Here is an 18,337-nt window from a genome sequence, read left to right as displayed (position 1 = left end):
GCAGGCTTTATGTTTAGATGGATCTGACTACAAGGATCTGACCATGAAGTTTTTGGTAACTGGCGCTGCCGGTTTTATTGGCAGCAAAGTCGCAGAAGAGCTGGCGCTGCAGGGCCACCATGTTGTTGGCATCGACAACCTGAATGACTATTACGATCCGGCGTTAAAACAAGCCAGACTCGAGCGCATTGCCGCGCGTCTCTCTGAGACCGGCCAGCAGTCGTGCTTTCGGTTTATCCGCCTTGATATCGCCGATCGCCAGGCGATGGCGGACTTATTTGCCACTGAACAGTTCGAGCGCGTGATCCATTTGGCGGCACAGGCCGGTGTGCGCTATTCCATCGATAATCCAATGGCTTATGTTGATTCCAACTTAGTCGGCATGATGACGGTGCTGGAAGGCTGCCGTCACAATAAAGTCCAGCATTTGGTGTATGCCAGCTCCAGCTCGGTGTACGGCAATCAGCAAAAAGTACCATTTAGCGAAACCGATCCGGTCGATACGCCAATCTCGCTATACGCGGCCACGAAGAAAGCCAATGAGCTGATGGCGCATACTTATAGTCATTTGTATCAGTTACCGACCACTGGTCTGCGTTTCTTCACCGTGTACGGCCCCTGGGGCCGGCCAGATATGGCGCCGTGGAAATTTACCAAAGCCATTCTCGAAGGCAAAACCATCGACGTTTACAACCACGGCCAACTGCAACGCGATTTCACTTATATCGACGACATCGTCGAAGGTGTGCTGCGCATTCAGGACCAGGTACCAGGCAGCGCGCACTACCCAACACAGCTTGCCGACAATCCGCATTATGCCATCTACAACATTGGCAATAACCAACCTGTTGCATTAGAAGACTTTATCGCGGCGATAGAACAAGCCGCCGGCGTCAAAGCACAGAAGAACTATCTGCCAATGCAGGCGGGGGATGTGTATCAGACTTATGCGGATGTGGCTTTGCTGCAACAGGCAACAGCATTTTACCCCTCAACCGCTTTAGTCGCTGGGATGCAGCAATTTGTCGGTTGGTTTTTGCAGTATCAAGCGCAAGCAGCGGGCTAAGCACAGTTAACAGTTCATTTATCTTGCCCATCATCAATAACACGCTGTGTTTGCGCTGGTGAGATAACTTTTCAAAAAGACTGCCAAGTTACTTATGTCGTGTTGTTTTTCGTGAAGGTTTTATCCATCGATACACTGGTGGCCACTTGATGCCAGACAAAGGTGTGTGACAGGTCGTTTGTTAGTTTTTACAGAGTAATTGATGAAAAAAGTTTTACTAGTAGTACCAATGTCTACAACTGCTTTTGGCAGCAAGAATGCCGGTGGCGTTGATTCTGTGTGTCAAATGCTGGTAGAGCAATTGGCAAGTGTAGGCAGTACTGAGTTTTGTTACCGGATAGTTGCATTTGATCCATTTAACAGCGGCAAAACTGAAACAACGCCAGTTAAACTTTCCGACAATGTCGAATTTGTATTTTTCTCATCAAAAGAGAAGGTATTTGGGCTACCTGTCCCTGGGCTAATTAGCTGCAATATCAGAGTAATGCAGCAAGTTGCTGAGTTTAAGCCAGATATTATCCATTCACACATAGGTGCCTGGATATTAGGCGGTGTTAAAGTTAGTCATCGTATTGTGACGTTGCATGCCTACAGTACAGTAGGACGCAATCCAAAGTCATTTTTTAATAACGTGCTGTATGAGCGTCTCGTACCAAATCTGACTGACATGGTGGTAACTGAGTATTCTGTGGTTGGCCGCTTGTTGCTGGATACCCTTAAACGGGACACCAAAAAAAACGTCCAAATAGTTGCAAATCCAATAGCTACTGCATTTTTTAATATTCAGCGGGAACATGTCGAAGGGCAAAGATTGCGGTTTGTAACCTGTGCATTACTTACCAGCCGCAAACGAATTGACGTATCGATTCGCCTGCTTAAACGAGTGAAGACACTTGGTATTGACGCCGAATTAGTGATTATTGGCCCCGGTACAGACCAAGGTTATGTAGGCGAACTAAAAGCTCTGGTAGATAGCGAATGTCTTACTGAATTTGTACAGTTCGCTGGTGCCTGTAGTCGGCCAGAAATCCTTAAGTATTACCAATCAGCACAGCTTGGGCTCTTCTTCTCAATTGAAGAAACCTTTGGTTTAGCACCTTTGGAGATGATAGCTGCAGGTTTGCCAGTGATAACTTCTAAAGTAGGGGTGTTGGCTGAGCGTTACGACGAGTTTTCACAACTTCCAAGTGTGTTTGTATCAGACAAATTAGACGTTGATTTGCTCGCTAACAGGGTTTGTGAGATGGTAAGTGCTGACACAGCCGTGGCTAAAAAATTCATATCTAGTGAGTATTCGGTTAGCCGCGTCATTGAATGTTACGAATCCATGTACCGGAGAACATAGCTTGCTTGGTATTTTCTTGCGATATGCGCCGGTCCAGATATTTTCAGCACTGAGCGTTTTTGCCCTAATATCGATTCAAACCAGATTTTTGGATCCTTCTGAATACGGTTTACTGGCGGTCTCTGTTGTTTTATTAGAGTTAGTTAGAACGGTTTGTACCCAGTGGCTGAATACTTCGATGCTCCGGCTTTACCCTGGAGCTTCTGATGAAGTTGCTAATGGCCTGATTAGTAATATTTTTTTTATGACGTTAGTGAGTACATTCGCCAGTGTTTTTATTCTCACTGCAGTGTTGTTTTTTTACACGCCATTTGTTTGGGAATTTTACTTGTGCCTTGTGGTGCTGTTAGGAGCAAAATCAATATTTCAGTTTAATGTTGATTATGCCCGCCTAAGTGATAACTACAGGGGCTATGTACTTGCAACCCTTTTCCAATCGCTGTTTTCGGTGCTTTTTACTGTAACACTGTTACTAGTCTATGAAACGCTGGCCTCAGCAGTTCTTGGTTTAGCACTCAGCTATTTGGCAGGACTGTACTGGGTTAATCATGGTGTAAAACCCCAAATTTATATCAATAAAGCAAAAGAAATCGCTAGTTATGGTATTCCCCTCATGTTATCGGGCGGCATTGCGCTTTTATATTCAAGGGCAGATCGCTTAATTATGCCTAAGTTTCTACCTTTAGAAGACGTGGGTATTTATGCCGCGCAGGCAAATCTAATAGCAGGGGTTATGGCGTTGGTTTTTATGATTGTTGCGTTGCCGCTTTACCCTGCTTTAACCAAGGTGTCAAACGATCGAACTGAACTATCAAAAAAACACCAACAATATCTAACCTATTTGCTGTTTGTGTCATTACCTTCTTTAGTCGCACTTTGTGTGATGAATGTACGAATAGCTGATTTGTTTTTGGGTGAGGAATATTCAAAAACATCGCCAATTTTGTTTGTCATCTTGGCATTTTCCTTTTATTTGATAAATTTCCGCCAACATTATATAGATCATGGTCTTCAGTTTTTACTAAAAACGAAGTATTTAATTCCTATTTCCACTGTGGCAGTTTTAATGACCTTTGCTTCACTTCCATTCATGCTTTATTATTTTGGCCTAACTGGTGCAGCTTTTACCATTCTGTTGGTAAGTTTTTCTGCTTCAGTACTGTCATTTTTTACAGCGTTTATATTTGGTTATCGATTCGTCGTTGGTGTTGATGCTATTAAAATCTTGCTTAGTGCGATCTTAATGGCTCTATTGATGTATGCTGTTTCTAAGAACAACAGTGATGCTAACAGTTTCTATCTATTATTTATGAATGTTGCGGCCTCAGCTGCGTTTTACCTTGTTACTTGTTTTGCGCTCAATGTCGCCAACTGCAGAGCAAAGTTAAAAATTATATTTTCCTGATACTTTTGTGTTGAGGCACTTTATGTATAGCCTATCGTCGTTGTATTTCACTAGTATAGTTCTAGTGATTTTTCTCGCATTCTTTGGCGGGTCTTATGCTTTAGAGGTATTTGGCATACAATATGTATCTGAAGGTGGCTCCGCACTGTACAAGATACACTTGTATTCCTATGTGTCCTTAGGTGTTAGCTTAATTTACTTTTTACGTTCCGGACTTTCCAAGACCTCGCGGGATCTTGGCAAGCTATTTAAGCCCTGGTTCTTTTTTCTCCTGTCAATTGTCTATCTGATTATGTATGGCCTTGTTAAGTTTGGCACGTCTGGGATGGCCTATGTAGTGGATACTTTACTGGTTCCAGTATTGATTTTCCCAGTGCTTTTTACTTTGAGTTTTAAGCAAATACAGAACTTGGCCAAGATGTTGTTTTTATTGCTTTGTTTGAACTCTGGTGTTGCCATATATGAATATGGTGCAGGAATACAAGTGTTTCCATTTGAATATGAAGAACACTGGGTTTACTTTCGTTCTACAGCGTTTTTGTCACATCCATTAAATAATGCTTTAATAGTTTCTTTTTTGGCGATATTTTTGTATCAGCAGCGATTTATTAACCCAGTGGTTTTGTTTTTGCTTGTCTCGCTGGCACTTTTCTGTTTTGGCGCCAGAACTGCAACTTTCTTCTTTATTATATTGTCACTTTTTGAATTGTTTAGATTCTACAAGCAGCGATACCAGAAAAATAATGGGTTGGGCTATCGAGAGTTTTTGGTGATAAAGCTAGTAATTCTGCTGGGCAGCGCCGTGATCTTTTACGCGGTATTTTACTTAAATTTTGGTCAACGGATTTTTGAGAACATAGCTCTTGATGGTAGTGCAAGGTCTAGGCTTGATGTCTTTAATATTTTCCAATACTTAAGTTTTAGTGAGTATATATTTGGCGCAACATCAGAGATTTTTGAAAACTTATCGCTGTATATTGATAATGCAGTCGTTGAGAATTTTGTTATCGGGTGGTTTCTTTTTTACGGAATATTAGGTTCACTGCCTATTATTTTGTGTTTCTATCGTTTTGTTTTTGCGCTGTTTATTGCTGGTGGGCAGGCGGAAAAGTTCGCTATCCTTGCTTTTGCCTTAATCTCTATTTCAAATAACTCCTTGGCTTCGAAGACGCCTGCTTTATTATTTTTACTTGTTTCTTTCGCTGCGTCGGTTAGATTTAACGATAGAATGGTTGGGAGGTGATTGTAAAATGCTTTTTTATAAAGTCGGTAATTTATTTTATAGGTTGCGTGTCCCTTTTATTCCCAATGTTTGTAACCTTTTAATTAGGGTTTTTCATAACTCTGCAATTTACTCACAGTCAAATATTGGAAGAGGTACCATATTTGGGTATGGTGGAATAGCTGTTGTAATTCACAAGCGGGCCGTTATTGGACGTGATTGTGTAATAGGGAGTTGCGTTACTATTGGTGGTAAAAGTCGCTCAGCTGGCGTTCCAGTTATTGGTGACAATGTCTATATTGCTACAGGAGCGAAAGTACTTGGTGCAATAAAAATTGGTAGCAATGTTGTCATTGGCGCCAACGCGGTCGTTATTCAGGATGTTCCTGATAATTGTGTGGTCGCAGGCGTTCCCGCGAAAGTAATCAGAGAGAATATTAATCCGCAGGATTACTACTGAGAGTTATGTTTGTGAAAGATTTTTTGTGGCTACTGTTTAAAGAAAACTTGCTGATTAATTGGGTTTATCGGCATATGCTTGGTTCCTCTTTTCCAGTGTTGCAGCAGCGGGTTCCTGCCTGCGAATTGTCGGACAAGGGCAGTTATAAAGCGAGCAAACTTAAAAAGCCGATTTTCTCAGTGGCCGGTTACACTAGTGGCACCACCAATCAACCGATGACCGTTTATCGTTCAGTAAAATCTATTTTACTGGAAGAGTATATGGTGAAAACCTTTCTGGCACTTCATCGGGTACCGCTTAAGGCTAAAATCGCTGTGCTGCGTGGTGATATGATCAAAGCCAGCACCGATAACACCCCACCTTTTTGGCGATTTGCACCTTTTACAGGCCGTGTATTTTTTTCGTCATTTCATTTATCACCAGAGAATGTTCCGGCCTATTTGCAGCAACTGTCGAAGGAAAAGCCAGATATCATCATGGCTTATCCTAGTTCAATCACATTTTTAGCTAAGCAGGCCAAATTACTTGGCTGGGTGCCTGATTGGTCGTTTTCAGGCGTTTTCACCAGTAGCGAAACATTTACGCCGGAGAACCAGCAAATTTGCCGTGAAGTCTTTGGCAAGGTATTTGATCATTATGGCCAGGCAGAGCGGGTTGCCGCACTTCAGCAATGTGCCTTTGGTCATTACCATGTCAGAGAGGATTATTCAGTTGTTGAATTTGTTGACGACGAGCATGGCACCAAAATCGTTGGCACTAATGTTCACAACAGCGCGATGCCCCTTCGACGGTATGACACCGGTGATTATATTGAAGGATTGAACAAATTGGGCAATTGTCCTTGTGGCAATCATGCGCCTTATGTCACCCGTATTCTCGGGCGGGATGACGATTATCTGCTACTGCCGGACGGGCGCCATATTGGTCGTATGGACGTTGCTTTTAAAGGTATTGCAGGCTTGCTTGAATGTCAGTTAGTGCAGGCAGATGACAAAACTCTTGAAGTTCATTTTGTTCTTGAACCCAGTCATGACCCGGCGCAGTTGGAACAAGATTTGGCAGCGGCGTTGCAACAACGAGTTGGCGACATGCTGGATCTGAAATTTATCCAACAACGATCAATAGCCCGAACCAAAGCTGGTAAATTCCGCTCTGTCATTCGTCTTAACGCCGGGAACTCCAGTGTCAGTAATTAATCGCGTGAATGTAATGATTTCTACTGACCCTGCCGGTCAGGGCGGCGTGGCGTCTGTGGTCAAGGCTATGCTGGCGGATTCTTTTTCTGCTGACTGGCAGATACGCCATATTGTTAGTCATCGAGCCGGTTCAAAGGTCTCGATGATATGGATATTTCTATTGGCGCTAGGCAAGCTAACTTTGCTGCGTCTACTGCACAGGCCTGGCATTGCGCATATCCATCTGGCATCCCGTGGCAGTTTTAGCCGGAAAAACTTGCTGGCGAAATGGGCCCGTAAGCTCGGATTTAAAGTCATTTTACATCTGCACGGCGCGCAGTTTGATCAGTTTTATCATCATGAATGCAACACTGCAAAACAGCAAAAAGTTGCTGATTTATTCGGTTTAGCAAGTAAGGTAGTGGTGTTAGGAGACAAATGGCAGCATTGGCTAAAAGTCACTTTTCCAAAGGTTCGCGATGTAAGAATCATCTACAATCCGGGACCTCGGAATGTGCCTTCACGCTCTGCTAGCCTCTCTCCGACGGTGATATTTTTAGGTCGGCTTGGGGAGCGCAAAGGTGTCGCTGACCTGTTAAAGGCATTGCCGGCTGTCGTGGCTAGATTTCCAAATATGAAGCTCATTTTAGGTGGTGACGGTGATCTTCAGCGTTATCGTCAACAAGCTACCTCACTTGGCCTCTCTGAACATGTTAAGTTTGCAGGCTGGATCGGTGTCGAAGAGAAGTTTTCACTAATGTCATCGGCATGGTTGTTTGTACTGCCTAGCTATAGCGAAGGCTTTCCTGTTGGCATTGTCGAAGCTATGGCTTGCGGTGTGCCAATCGTTGCGTCTGATGTAGGCGGTATACCTGATGCCATAACCAACGAGCAAGAAGGTATATTGATAGAAGCCGGTGACATAACAGCCTTGGCTGATGCATTGATCAGAATGTTAGCTGATAGCGAATTAGCTGAAAGATTTGCAAGCAATGCTCAACGGAAATATGAACAGAATTTCAGTAGTCAGGCAATTATGCCGCTCTGGCAGCAACTTTATACGGAAATTTTAAATGACTGAAACATCAGCACAATGTCAGTCCGTTTCGACTATTTGTACAGTGCGCCAGGCACTACTCCAAAACGCCAAAGCCAATGATTTTGCCGGTTATGACCCGTTTGACGGGCTCAATAGCCGCTTGTTTAACTGGTTGCCGGCGCTGAAAAAAGGCCTTTTCGGCCTAGCCTGGATCCAGTTTCATAAACGATCGCCTGTTAACTTCCGCCCTTTGTGTGGTATTCCGAAAGGCCGTAATCCTAAAGGGGTTGCCTTGTTTATCCTTGGGATGCTGGAAGATTATCGCCGTACTGGTGATGAAAATCTGTTGGCGCAGTGTGTGGAATTGGCGGACTGGCTTCTGACGCAGCAAAGCGATAAAACGCAATGGCAACATAGCTGCTGGGGTTATCATTTTGACTGGAATGCCCGTGCGTTTTTTGTGCCCAAAGGCAAACCTAATGTCATTACGACGATCTATGTGGCGCAGGCGCTTTATGCATTGAGTCAGTTGTCGGCGCGGCCAGCGAACTGGCAGCAATACCGCGATGTGGCGTTTGATGCGGCGCACTTTATCGTCAACAGCCTTTATACCGAACACGACGGCCGGGCTTTTTTTGCCTACATCCCCGGTGAAACTGCTTTTGTTCACAATGCCAGCTTGTGGGGGGCGGCTTGGGTGGCTGTGGTGGCCAGTCAGACGGCTAATCAACAATATGCCGATTTGGCGTTGCAGGTGGCCTGGCAAAGCGTGCGGGAACAAGGGCAGGACGGTAGCTGGGTGTACGGTGCACGGCATCACCACCAGTTTATTGATGGCTTTCATACCGGTTATAACCTTGAGGCGCTGCACATGATCGGCCAGGCGTTACAGACCGATGAATTTGCAGATGCGATAGCGCAAGGTCTGCAATTTTACAAAACCGAATTATTTGAAGCCGATGGTACCGCCAAGTATTACCACAATAATCGCTACCCGCTGGATATGCATTCGGTGGCGCAGGCGGTGTTTACGTTGTGCCGGGTTGGCGGCACATCAGACGATTTTGTGCTGGCGGATAAAGTGATCCAATGGTCGTTGCGTGAGTTGTATCTGCCGGCGTCTGGCCAGTTTTACTATCAGAAACAGCCAGGCTTTAGTAATAAAATCAACTATATCCGTTGGACTCAGGCTTGGGTCTATTATGCATTTGCCTATTTTGGCCGCGTCAGCCCAATCCAGCCGGAACCAAAGGAATAACAGCATGCAAAGTATCCGCTTTCTGCATACCGACATGCACACTGCGTCGATGGCGCAAACGGTGGCGCTGATTGAGCAGCGGTTGGAAGCACGGCAGTTTACCCAGCATGTCGTGGTGAACGTCGCCAAACTGGTGCATATGCAAACTGATACCGAGCTCGCGGATTCAGTCAAAAGCTGCGACATCGTCAACATCGATGGCATGGGCGTGGTCTGGGGCGCGCGTTGTTGTGGCCATCAGGTGCCGGAGCGCGTGGCAGGGGTGGATTTGTTTCATCAACTGCTGGCACTGAGTAACCGCAATGCTTATCCGGTGTATTTGCTAGGCGCTACGGCTGAAGTAGTCGAAAAGACGGCCGAAATGGTCCAGCTGCAAAATCCTGGTATCAAAATCGCCGGCTACCACCACGGGTATTTCTGGGATGATGAACAAGCTGTAGTGGATGCGATCCGGGCTTCCGGTGCCCGGCTGTTATTTGTGGCGATCACCTCGCCCAAAAAAGAAAATTTCATCAACCAATGGCGTGACCAGCTTGGGGTCGATTTTGTCATGGGCGTTGGCGGTACTTTTGATGTGGTGGCCGGTAAGGTTCGCCGTGCGCCTTTGTGGATGCAAAACGCCGGTCTGGAATGGTTTTATCGAGTCATGCAGGAGCCTGGCCGGATGTGGCAGCGTTATCTACACACCAACAGTCAGTTTGCCTGGTTATTACTGAAAGAAAAATTCCGGCGCTAAGCCGGTAGAATCGATGCCTGGCAACAGTCTGTTGCTGGCAATGGAGTTGTTATGTCGTGTTGGCCGTACATTCAGAGTGACCTGTATCGATATACCGGTAAGGTGTCGCTGTATCTGTTTCTGAAGCATCTGGCGCGGAATAAGTCGTTCAAGTATTCGTTTTGGTTACGGCTGGCCAGACATCAAAATTGGTTGGTCCGCACCATTGCGAAGTGTTTTCATCGGCATTTATCCGGTAAGTATTTATTGGAGATCCCGGTCAGTACCGACATCGGTTATGGCCTCTATATTGGTCATCATATGTGTGTGGTGATTAACGAGACGGCGAAAATTGGCAATAACGTCAATTTGAGCCAGTTCACCACTATTGGCTCGAATGAAGGCAATGCGGCGGTGATTGGGGACAATGTCTATATTGGCCCTAGTGTTTGTCTGGTTGAGAATGTGCAGATCGGTAATGACGTGACTATCGGTGCCGGCAGTGTGGTGACCCGGGATATTCCGCCGCAGGCCACTGTCGCCGGCGTACCGGCCAAGGTGCTGAATTTTAATAATGCCGGCCGCTATGTGCAAAATCGCTGGCCGCTGAAGTCTGCCTGATGCTCAAACTTGGCATGCGCTTGTCGATGTTGCTGGCGTTGTTGGCTATGTTGCTGCTGATCGTGGCGCTTTATCTGCCACAAACGGCGATGCAAGCCAAACAGCTTGAACGGGCCCTGGGTGGCGATGCGGTATTGCATGTGGTGGTTGGTGCTTTATTACCGCTGACTTTGGGGGTTCTGCTTAGGATCTACCGCTTGTCGTGGCAGCGGCAGGCCATTTATTGGTGTGGTTGTCTGCTGCTGTTTGCCCTGGATGAACTGGCGCAGGGCTTGTCGCCACTGCGCGCGCCTGCCGCAATTGATTTTGCTTTATCCGCATTGGGCTGGTTGATTAGCAGCAGTGGCTGGACGCTGTGGCTTAGTATTCGCGGCCGGCTGCGCTGATAGCGGCATAATGTGGCGCGCTGAGCGCTTGGGCTGCACTCAGCGTTGACGTTGCTGCCAGCTGCGTTGAGCGTATTGATAACACAAACATAGGCCTAAACTGGCGCCAAACACCAGACTGACCTGCAACAGCAGTTGGCCGGCATACGGCAGCGTCACTTGTATTCCGGCTTGCGCCAGTTGTTGGCGGCCAAATTCGGTCAGATCTAAAAACAGTGGGTGAGCGCAATAGATGCCAAGGCTGTGCCGGCGAATGGCTTGCAGCAGGCGACTGCGCAGCGGCGGTAATGGCCGCAGCAGTTGCCATAACAGCAGCGCACAGAGCAGAACCGGCAGACTCATCCGGTGGTAACTGTAATAAAAGGGTTCGCTGAGGCCGGCTTCACGCTGCCAATAATACAGCAGCGCGCTGGCGCCGATCAGCAACAGCAACATCACACCGACCAGCAGCGGAGATCTGGCTGCAGCAGCTTGCTGCGGTCGGGTCAGCCAGGCGCCTAACAGCAAATAGGGCAGATAGCCAATCGCCCACAACGGCCAGGGTGGTTCCGGCAGCGCCAGCAGAAAATACAGGCCATGCAGGCTTTGCTGCAGGATCAGGGTCAGCCAGCAAAACTGTGTTTGCTGGGCGGGTGTGAGCTGTTGCCAGAACTGGCGCAGCAAGGGCAGCAGCAGGTAAACACCAGCCAGCATATAAATAAACCACAGATGAAAATACGGCGCGCCGGCCAGTAGTTGCTCTGCGGCGGTCTCAAAGCCATAAGGTTGTTGTTTGATTTGCGCTTTCAGCGCGCTCCACAGCAGGTAGAACAGACTCCACAGCAATAACGGCAGCGCTAATTTGTGCAGGCGGTTGTGATAAAACTGCGTGGCAGACTGATGGCTGCGGTTGAGCAGTAAGGCGCCGCTCAGCATTAAAAACAGCGGCACGCCAGCGCGGCAGGCGGTATCCAGCACATTGGCCAGCCACCAGTCGGGGCTGCCCTGCGGCAATCGGTTCACACCATTCGCGGCGGTATGCAGTAATACTATTGCGACAGTTGCAAAGAGCCTGATAGCATCAAAATTCGGCATAACGCATGTAGGATCAAATGGATAAGTTCGCACTGAGCCTAACACAAGCCATGGCAGGCGACGAGTGGTCGCTGCAGTTTCTGTTGCAACGCACCGCAGCAGAAGCCTGGCATCTGCTTGCGTTGTCGGGCGATCACTGTTGATGCTGCGGTTACTGCGTAGCGTCGCCGGCACCGCCACTGCACAAGCTGCGCTGGCATTTGTCACGGCGTTACAGGCGTTTTTGTTACTGCACAGCGCTGCGGACAGTGCCAACGATGTAAATGGTACGCTGTCCTTTGGTCAGTTCAGTCTGACGATGTTGTGGCTTGGCACGGCGTTATCATTGAGTTCAGCTTTATTCGGCGCACCTTTGCTGATCCGCCAGACTAAACGCGCCAGTGCGCTGTTCTGGCAATTGCAGCTGTATTTTGCCTGTGGTTGTGCGCTCTTTAGCGCGTTGCTGCTGTGGTTGTGGCAGGCACCACTGGCGGCGCAAATCGGCTTTGCGCTGGCGCATGGCCTCGCGTTAGTCCGTAGCCTGTTAAAACAACTGCAGCAACAACGGCAACAGTTCCGCCGGGTAGCCCTGCAGGACTTGAGCTATGCCATGGTAGTTTGCACGCTGACGCTATGGCTGTTTGTCAGCGAAAGGCTGACATTGTCGGCGCTGGGCTGGTTAAACGCGCTGTTGCTGGCGGGTTTGCTGTTGTGTGATTGGCGCCTGATCCGGCAATTGCAGCGGTTGGCGTCGCAGCGCTGGCACCGGCCTTTGTGGTGGCGGGCCTGGCAACAACAGGGCAAAGCCGCTTGTGCGGGTGTGCTGGCGGTGGAACTGCTGGCCAACAGTTATTTGTATATGCTGGGCGCCTGGCACGGCGCTGCAGCGGTGGCACCTGTTGCTGCCGCCGCTTTATTGTTCCGTCCTGTTGCTGTGCTGCTGCAAGGCATGTTGCAGCAGTGGCGGCCGCAGTTGCGACAAGCCGTGGTCGCCGGCGCAGTGACAGGAACGATGCAACAAAGGATGCAGCAGTTAAGTCTGGCTGCGGTGCTGGCGAATGTCCTGCTGGCGGCAGTGCTGTTAGTCTGCTGGCCCGCGCTGATCTGGCCCGCGGGTGTTAATCAGCCGTTTCTATGGCTCTGTCTGTTGATGGCCCTGCTGACTGCGCTACGCGCGGCGCGCCAGACGCCGGTGTTGTTGTTGCAAGCACAGGACAGATTTGCCGAACAGGCCCGGGCGCAATGGCCCTTTGCGGTGGGTGTCGCAGCGCTGGTGCTGATGCTGCTGGCAGCTGGAACAGTCTCGGCTTGGCAGGCAGATCGGCTGTTGTTGTTATTAATTGTCGCGGAAGCAGGTCTGTACCTGCGGTTACGGCAGCTTTGTGTCACTAAGTCGGAGGCAGCGAAATCCTGATGCACACTGTCTTCATTTTACTGCGGATCCCATGCTGATGTCGGCCACCACTCTTGCCGTTTTGATGTGTAGCTACAACCGTAAAGCGCGAACGCTGGCGGCATTGGCAGCTTTATTCGCGCAGCAAGTGCCGGCGCCTTATCAGTTGCAGGTGTTTCTGCTGGACGATGGCAGCAGCGACGGTACGGCCGACGCCGTTACCTCCTCATATCCGCAAGTGTGTTTACTGCATGGCAATGGCCAGTTGTACTGGAACGGCGCTATGCGGCTAGCTTGGCAGCACGCACTGACGCAACTGCCTGCTGCTGGCGCATTTATTTGGCTGAACGATGATGTCTTGCTCGATGACGACGCACTATTGCGTTTAATCCAGGCATGGCAATTAGCCACGCGCCAAACAGAGAAGCCGGTCGGCGCTGTGGTTGGCGCAATGCGTGAGCCTGGCACCGCGCGGCTGTCCTATGGCGGCAGACGTCGTCACAGCGTTTTGCAGCCACTCAGGCTCGGGCCTGTGCTGACGGCATCCGATCAGTTACAGCGCTGCGATTTTATTAATGGTAACTGGTGTTTGATCCCAGCCGCAGTGGTGGCTGAGATTGGCATCTTAAGCCCACAGTTTACCCATAGCATGGGCGACTACGATTATGGCCTGCGCGCATTGCAGGCTGGCTTTTTGCTGTATCAGGCGCCCGGCAGTTTCGGCGAATGCGCTGCGAACAGCGGCCGCGGTGGCGTGTTGGACGCGGCGCTGCCGATGGCGCAGCGGCTGAAAATGCTGAACCAGCCGAATCGCTGGCCACCGGCTGAGGAATGGCATGCTTTTGTCCGGGCGCATGGCGGCCCGCTTAGCGGGCTGAGTCAGCTCAGAGTCCTGCTGCGGCAATATTGTCCGCAGTTGTTTTTATCGTTACGCCAGCGTCATTTTCCGCCCATCACTGCAGCGGCGCCACAGTTGTTGCCAAGGCGGCAGGTGGTCATCGTGCAACAAGTGCTGAAGCAATACCGGCTGGCTTATTTTGATCAGCTGGCGGCGACACTGGCGCAGCAGCAGATTGAGCTCAGGGTGCTATTTGGCGTGGCGGACGGCGCTGAAGCGCAAAAAGGCGACAATATCGCCGTGGCGCCGGCTGGGCATTATCAAGCGATCAGCGTTAAAAAGTTTGGGCCATGGGTTTGGCAATGGCATGAGGTGCTGGAGCAGGCCGATGTGGTGATTGTCGAGCAGGCAAACCGGCATCTGCTGAACTATTGGCTGCTATGGCGCCGGCAACACCGCGATTTTCGTCTGGTGTTTTGGGGCCATGGTTATGATCATCAGGCGAACAATGCCTTACGCGCGCGCTGGAAGCAGTTCTGGCTGAGCCGCTGCGATCATTTTCTGGCTTATACCGCGGCGGTGGGCGATTGGCTGACGGCGCACGGCATGCCGGCACAGAAGGTCACAGTGCTGAACAACAGTCTGGATACTAAAGCCTTGCTGGCGCTGCCTGAGTCAGAGTTGGAGGTTCAGCCTCGGCCTCTGGTGTTGTTATATTGCGGCGCTTTGTACCCGGCAAAACAGTTACCGCTGCTGCTACAAAGCTGTGCAGCCTTGTTTCAGGCAAAGGTGATTAGCCGGTTAATTGTGCTCGGCGACGGACCACAGCGTGACCTGCTGATGCAGACTGCGGCCAATGCGCCCTGGCTGGATTATCGTGGTGCTTGTTTTGGCGAAGACAAAGTTCAGGCTTATCAGGCCGCAGATCTGGTACTGAATCCAGGCCTGACTGGCCTTGCGATCCTCGACGCGTTTGCCGCCGGCTTGCCATATCTGACAACACAACAACCCGACCACAGCCCGGAGATCAGTTACCTGCAGCATGGCTATAACGGTTATCTGCTGGCGGCCGAAGTCGCTGCGATTGTTGCCGCAGTGACCACGCTGCAGCAGGATCAGGCCTTGCTGCAGCAGTTAGGTCAACAAGCCCGATACAGTGCCGGCTTGTACAGTCTGGATAACATGGTTGCTGCGGCAGCGCAGGCGATCCAGGGCCAGTTACCGGCGCTGGCAGACCGCCAGTATCGGATCCTGCATCAGGCTTACCGGCAACCCGGCGGTGAGGATCAGGCGGTGGCGCGGGAGCAGGCCTTGCTGGCGGCCCATGGTGTGGCGTTGTCTACGCTGATCCGGCAAACACCACAAGCGCTCAGCGTGGTGGCCCGGCTCAAGGCCGTGGCCGGCTGGTTTGGTCTGTGGGTTGATACCACGCCATTGCAAGGGTTAAGTCGCGGTGATGTGTTGCTGGTGCATAATCTGTTTCCGCTGTTATCGCCATTTTTGCTACGCGCTGCGCAGCGACGCGGCATCCGCACTGTGCTGTATCTGCATAATTTCCGCTTGCTGACACCGGCGGCCAGTCTGTTACCGGGCGTTAGTGCGCGGGCGCCAGGCTGGTCTTTACTGCCTGAACAATGGCGCCAGCCGGGTCGGCCAGAAGGGCGGGTCGTCAGTGTGCTGTTGGCGCTGGCGCTGTGGTGGCAGTACCGGCGCAAAGCCTGGCTGCAGGCCGATGTCCTGGTATGTCCGTCAGAATTTGTCCGTCAGCAATTTCAGGCGGCCGGGATCGCTGCGGCGAAGCTGCTGGTCAAACCGCATTATGTGCCGCAGCAGTTATTAACATCGCCAGCGCAGCAAACGGATACGCCTTATGTGCTCTTTGTTGGTCGTGCAGAGCCTGCCAAAGGTCTGCCATTTTTATTGCAGATCTGGCGTGAAGTGCCTGATCTGCCTGAGTTATGGGTAGCTGGTGCCGGCGCTGAGCAATTGGCGCCTGCGCCGGGGGTACGAATGCTGGGGCGACAAGACCAAAGCGCGCTGTGCCGGCTCTATCAGCAGGCGAGTTTGCTTGTTGTGCCTTCCATGGTGGCAGAAACTTTTGGTAACGTGGTGATTGAAGCTTATGCCCAGAGCACGCCGGTCCTCGTTGCTAACAGTGGCGCGCTGACGGAACTGGTGTTGCCGGCACAGACTGGCCTTGTCTTCGAGACTGGTGATAGCGCTGATTTTGTGGCGAAATTGCAGCAAATGCTTGCCGATCCAGAGACGTTAAACCGGATGGGCCAACAGGCGTTGCAGCGTTATCAGCAGCTTTACAGCGACACTGCGCAGTGGCGTTTCTACCAGCTGTTGCCTTAAGGCGCTTTGGTAGCTGATGGAGCAAAGGGGAGTGTGTTAACAATAAAAAAAGCCGCCTGATTGAGGCGGCTTTTTTGTTAGTCAGTGTAAAGCGGATTGTCTTGGACGCTTAAGCGTTGCGACGACGCAGAGCGATACCAGCTAAACCTAAACCTAACAACAGCATAGTGGCTGGAACCGGGATTGCTTTTAAAGACACGTTATCCAGGTTGGCACCGGTTTTGTTACCGTTGGTGCTGGTCAGGCCGTTCCACTTCCATTCTTTGTCACCGGCGGCGCCAAAACCAACCGTCATATTGGTTGAAGTGGCAACCAGCTTCACTTTGTATTCAACCCAACCGCTGTGGTTAGCCAGCGTGGTGTCAACGGTTGATACTTTGAAGTCTGCATAAGTTGGCAGTTTGTCAGTTGGCAACCAAAACACGTTCATCGTGTTGTCGTTGGCTGCTTTGGTACGGCTGTGGTACCAGAAGCTCAGTTCATAACTTTGGCCGATTTTCAGGCCTGTCAGATTTTGTGAAATACCAGCGTTAGACTGGTTAGAAATTTTGCCGTTCACGACGTTGAAGTGCGTGTCCAGCTCAACAAAGTTGTTGCCGTCTTGTGCGTTAAAGCCAACAACTTGGCCGTTCACGTCATATTGCACGCCGCTGATTGACAGCTCGACCTGGTCGCCGTACAGACTATTCCAGCCTGGCAGGGTAGCAAAGATGCCCCATTTGTCGCTGGCGGTCAGTTGATCGTAAGTTCTTGATTGATATTGAAAACCAGCATGCTGGTAGAATTTTGACATGTCTGAAGGCTTGGTTTCAAAACTGCCGTTTTGGATCAGCGCGGCATGTGCAGCGGAAGTACCGATGAGAGCGAACAGAGCCAGAGCTCCTGCAAAAAACTGCTTAGACATTTTAACTCCTGATGACTTGGCACTTGCATTCTTCCGTGTATTGCATGTCTTATGCCACAACGCAAGGTGTTGAATTTCAAAGGATTTAATTGTTGATTTACAGGTCGTGTAAAAAAAACAGACAGTAATTCAACTAGTTAAATCACGCACATTAGCTATCAATCTGATTGTATTCTAACGATAAAAGTGGTTCTGGCAAAAGGCTTTTCGTTTAAATTTGTATCAGCGTGGGTTGGCCAACTGCGTTTCTGCTAATGCCGCTTCGACTGCCTGTTCGCGCCATAACCTGGCTGCTGAGTGTTGACTTTGTTCCTGACTGAGCCAAATTTGACCGTTACGGGCACAAATGCCTTCCAGTTGCCCAGCCGCAGGCAACGGGATCAGGCGCTGCAGCTGAAATTGGCGGTCAAGCACGGCGACAAAGGCATTAAACTCATTTTCGAGCGCAAACCGCAGCAGGTTATGTTGATAATTCTGATAGCCGGTCAGCACAAATTGTGCAGTTTCGGGTAAATAAACCGCATCAGTCACCAGCCCCGGCAGCCCGGCAATTTGCGCTTGCGCAGTCAGCTCCTGCAGGTCTGTTCTCTGTGGGTCTAAACGATAAACTTGACTGATGCCGCTCTGCCAACTTTTACTAAACAACCACAAACTACCGTCGGCAAAGGCCATTGCTTCTGCGTCAAAATCATGTTGGTAGGGTTCAGGTTGGCTGGCCGGATAGCTGGCGAAACGGTAAGTCAGGCCAGGCAAAACTTCGACTTTGGCCTGGTTTGGCTGATAGTGAACCCGGTGGATGAAGCCGTTATTGCGTTGCCCGCGATTATTGCCACTGTCAGCGATATACAGCTGATCACCATTGGCTGCCAATGCTTCCCAGTCGATGTTTTCCAGCGCCAGTGGCACTGACGTCAGTCGCAGTAGCGAGTCCAATTGCTGCAACTCAGGCGTGTTGCCCGAATCATTAATAGAAATAAAGCCATCAGCAGTACAGATCAGACCGGATGTTTCACGGCTCGCGGCGGGCAATAAGGTCGCATCAGTGCCGGGCAACGCCGTGGGGACTGTTTGGCAGCCGCCTGCCAACATAATTGCTCCG

17 protein-coding genes are annotated in these 18,337 nt (G+C 50.0%); 14 read left to right on the top strand and 3 right to left on the bottom strand.

Annotated elements, in window-relative coordinates; genetic code table 11:
* The first annotated feature begins 43 nt into the window (after positions 1-43).
* The 11 genes from ACFFJP_RS10845 to ACFFJP_RS10795 all read left to right on the top strand — a co-directional run bounded on the left by ACFFJP_RS10845 (position 44) and on the right by ACFFJP_RS10795 (position 10,692).
* On the top strand, positions 44-1,066 hold the full coding sequence (locus ACFFJP_RS10845) for an NAD-dependent epimerase (protein WP_377243280.1): 1,023 nt from the start codon (positions 44-46) through the stop codon (positions 1,064-1,066).
* A gap of 202 nt (positions 1,067-1,268) precedes the next feature.
* Positions 1,269-2,411 (top strand): VpsD family glycosyltransferase, encoded by a 1,143-nt coding sequence (locus tag ACFFJP_RS10840; protein ID WP_377243278.1) that lies wholly within the window; start codon positions 1,269-1,271, stop codon positions 2,409-2,411.
* Between the two features lies 1 nt (position 2,412).
* Entirely contained in the window at positions 2,413-3,816 is a 1,404-nt protein-coding gene (locus ACFFJP_RS10835) for a lipopolysaccharide biosynthesis protein (protein WP_377243276.1), read from the top strand.
* Between the two features lie 22 nt (positions 3,817-3,838).
* Positions 3,839-5,059 (top strand): VpsF family polysaccharide biosynthesis protein, encoded by a 1,221-nt coding sequence (locus ACFFJP_RS10830; protein WP_377243274.1) that lies wholly within the window; start codon positions 3,839-3,841, stop codon positions 5,057-5,059.
* 7 nt (positions 5,060-5,066) lie between these two features.
* The gene (locus ACFFJP_RS10825; protein WP_377243271.1) at positions 5,067-5,498 is read left to right on the top strand and encodes a serine O-acetyltransferase; all 432 of its coding nucleotides are present in this window, start codon (positions 5,067-5,069) and stop codon (positions 5,496-5,498) included.
* Positions 5,499-5,503: 5 nt separating this feature from the next.
* Positions 5,504-6,694, top strand: coding sequence for a phenylacetate--CoA ligase family protein (locus tag ACFFJP_RS10820; RefSeq protein ID WP_377243269.1), 1,191 nt, complete (start codon positions 5,504-5,506; stop codon positions 6,692-6,694).
* Positions 6,681-7,754, top strand: a complete 1,074-nt coding sequence (locus ACFFJP_RS10815; protein WP_377243267.1) for a glycosyltransferase family 4 protein — start codon at positions 6,681-6,683, stop codon at positions 7,752-7,754. The genes ACFFJP_RS10820 and ACFFJP_RS10815 overlap by 14 nt, the downstream gene beginning before the upstream one ends.
* Complete coding sequence (locus tag ACFFJP_RS10810; RefSeq protein WP_377243265.1) at positions 7,747-8,970, top strand: hypothetical protein; 1,224 nt, start codon at positions 7,747-7,749, stop codon at positions 8,968-8,970. The genes ACFFJP_RS10815 and ACFFJP_RS10810 overlap by 8 nt, the downstream gene beginning before the upstream one ends.
* 4 nt (positions 8,971-8,974) lie before the next feature.
* Complete coding sequence (locus ACFFJP_RS10805) at positions 8,975-9,706, top strand: WecB/TagA/CpsF family glycosyltransferase (protein WP_377243263.1); 732 nt, start codon at positions 8,975-8,977, stop codon at positions 9,704-9,706.
* 51 nt (positions 9,707-9,757) lie between these two features.
* Positions 9,758-10,306 carry a serine acetyltransferase gene (locus ACFFJP_RS10800; RefSeq protein ID WP_377243261.1) on the top strand — a complete coding sequence of 183 codons (549 nt, stop codon included), beginning with the start codon at positions 9,758-9,760 and terminating at the stop codon, positions 10,304-10,306.
* The gene (locus tag ACFFJP_RS10795) at positions 10,306-10,692 is read left to right on the top strand and encodes a hypothetical protein (RefSeq protein ID WP_377243259.1); all 387 of its coding nucleotides are present in this window, start codon (positions 10,306-10,308) and stop codon (positions 10,690-10,692) included. The genes ACFFJP_RS10800 and ACFFJP_RS10795 overlap by 1 nt, the downstream gene beginning before the upstream one ends.
* 39 nt (positions 10,693-10,731) lie before the next feature.
* Here the strand turns inward: ACFFJP_RS10795 and ACFFJP_RS10790 are convergent, their stop codons facing one another.
* The gene (locus ACFFJP_RS10790) at positions 10,732-11,766 is read right to left on the bottom strand and encodes an acyltransferase (RefSeq protein WP_377243257.1); all 1,035 of its coding nucleotides are present in this window, start codon (positions 11,764-11,766) and stop codon (positions 10,732-10,734) included.
* Positions 11,767-11,783: 17 nt separating this feature from the next.
* Here ACFFJP_RS10790 and ACFFJP_RS10785 point away from each other — a divergent pair, with 17 nt between their 5' ends.
* Genes ACFFJP_RS10785 through ACFFJP_RS10775 form a run of 3 tightly spaced genes read left to right on the top strand, consistent with a single transcriptional unit; the run spans position 11,784 to position 16,334 of the window.
* Positions 11,784-11,909, top strand: coding sequence for a hypothetical protein (locus ACFFJP_RS10785; protein ID WP_377243255.1), 126 nt, complete (start codon positions 11,784-11,786; stop codon positions 11,907-11,909).
* A complete protein-coding gene (locus ACFFJP_RS10780; RefSeq protein ID WP_377243253.1) occupies positions 11,909-13,159 on the top strand; it encodes a hypothetical protein in 1,251 nt (416 codons plus the stop codon). Before ACFFJP_RS10785 ends, ACFFJP_RS10780 begins: the two co-directional genes overlap by 1 nt.
* A 37-nt stretch (positions 13,160-13,196) precedes the next feature.
* Positions 13,197-16,334, top strand: coding sequence for a glycosyltransferase (locus tag ACFFJP_RS10775; RefSeq protein WP_377243251.1), 3,138 nt, complete (start codon positions 13,197-13,199; stop codon positions 16,332-16,334).
* Between the two features lie 109 nt (positions 16,335-16,443).
* Here the strand turns inward: ACFFJP_RS10775 and ACFFJP_RS10770 are convergent, their stop codons facing one another.
* Both ACFFJP_RS10770 and ACFFJP_RS10765 read right to left on the bottom strand, forming a co-directional pair.
* A complete protein-coding gene (locus ACFFJP_RS10770; RefSeq protein WP_377243249.1) occupies positions 16,444-17,238 on the bottom strand; it encodes a DUF642 domain-containing protein in 795 nt (264 codons plus the stop codon).
* A gap of 222 nt (positions 17,239-17,460) precedes the next feature.
* Positions 17,461-18,327, bottom strand: coding sequence for a hypothetical protein (locus ACFFJP_RS10765; RefSeq protein ID WP_377243247.1), 867 nt, complete (start codon positions 18,325-18,327; stop codon positions 17,461-17,463).
* Between the last annotated feature and the right edge of the window lie 10 nt (positions 18,328-18,337).

The organism is Rheinheimera tilapiae, assembly GCF_042432165.1.
GTDB classification, from domain to species: domain Bacteria; phylum Pseudomonadota; class Gammaproteobacteria; order Enterobacterales; family Alteromonadaceae; genus Pararheinheimera; species Pararheinheimera tilapiae.
The sequence above is the reverse complement of the archived record's forward strand: the minus strand, read 5'-3'. Positions and strand labels throughout refer to the sequence as shown.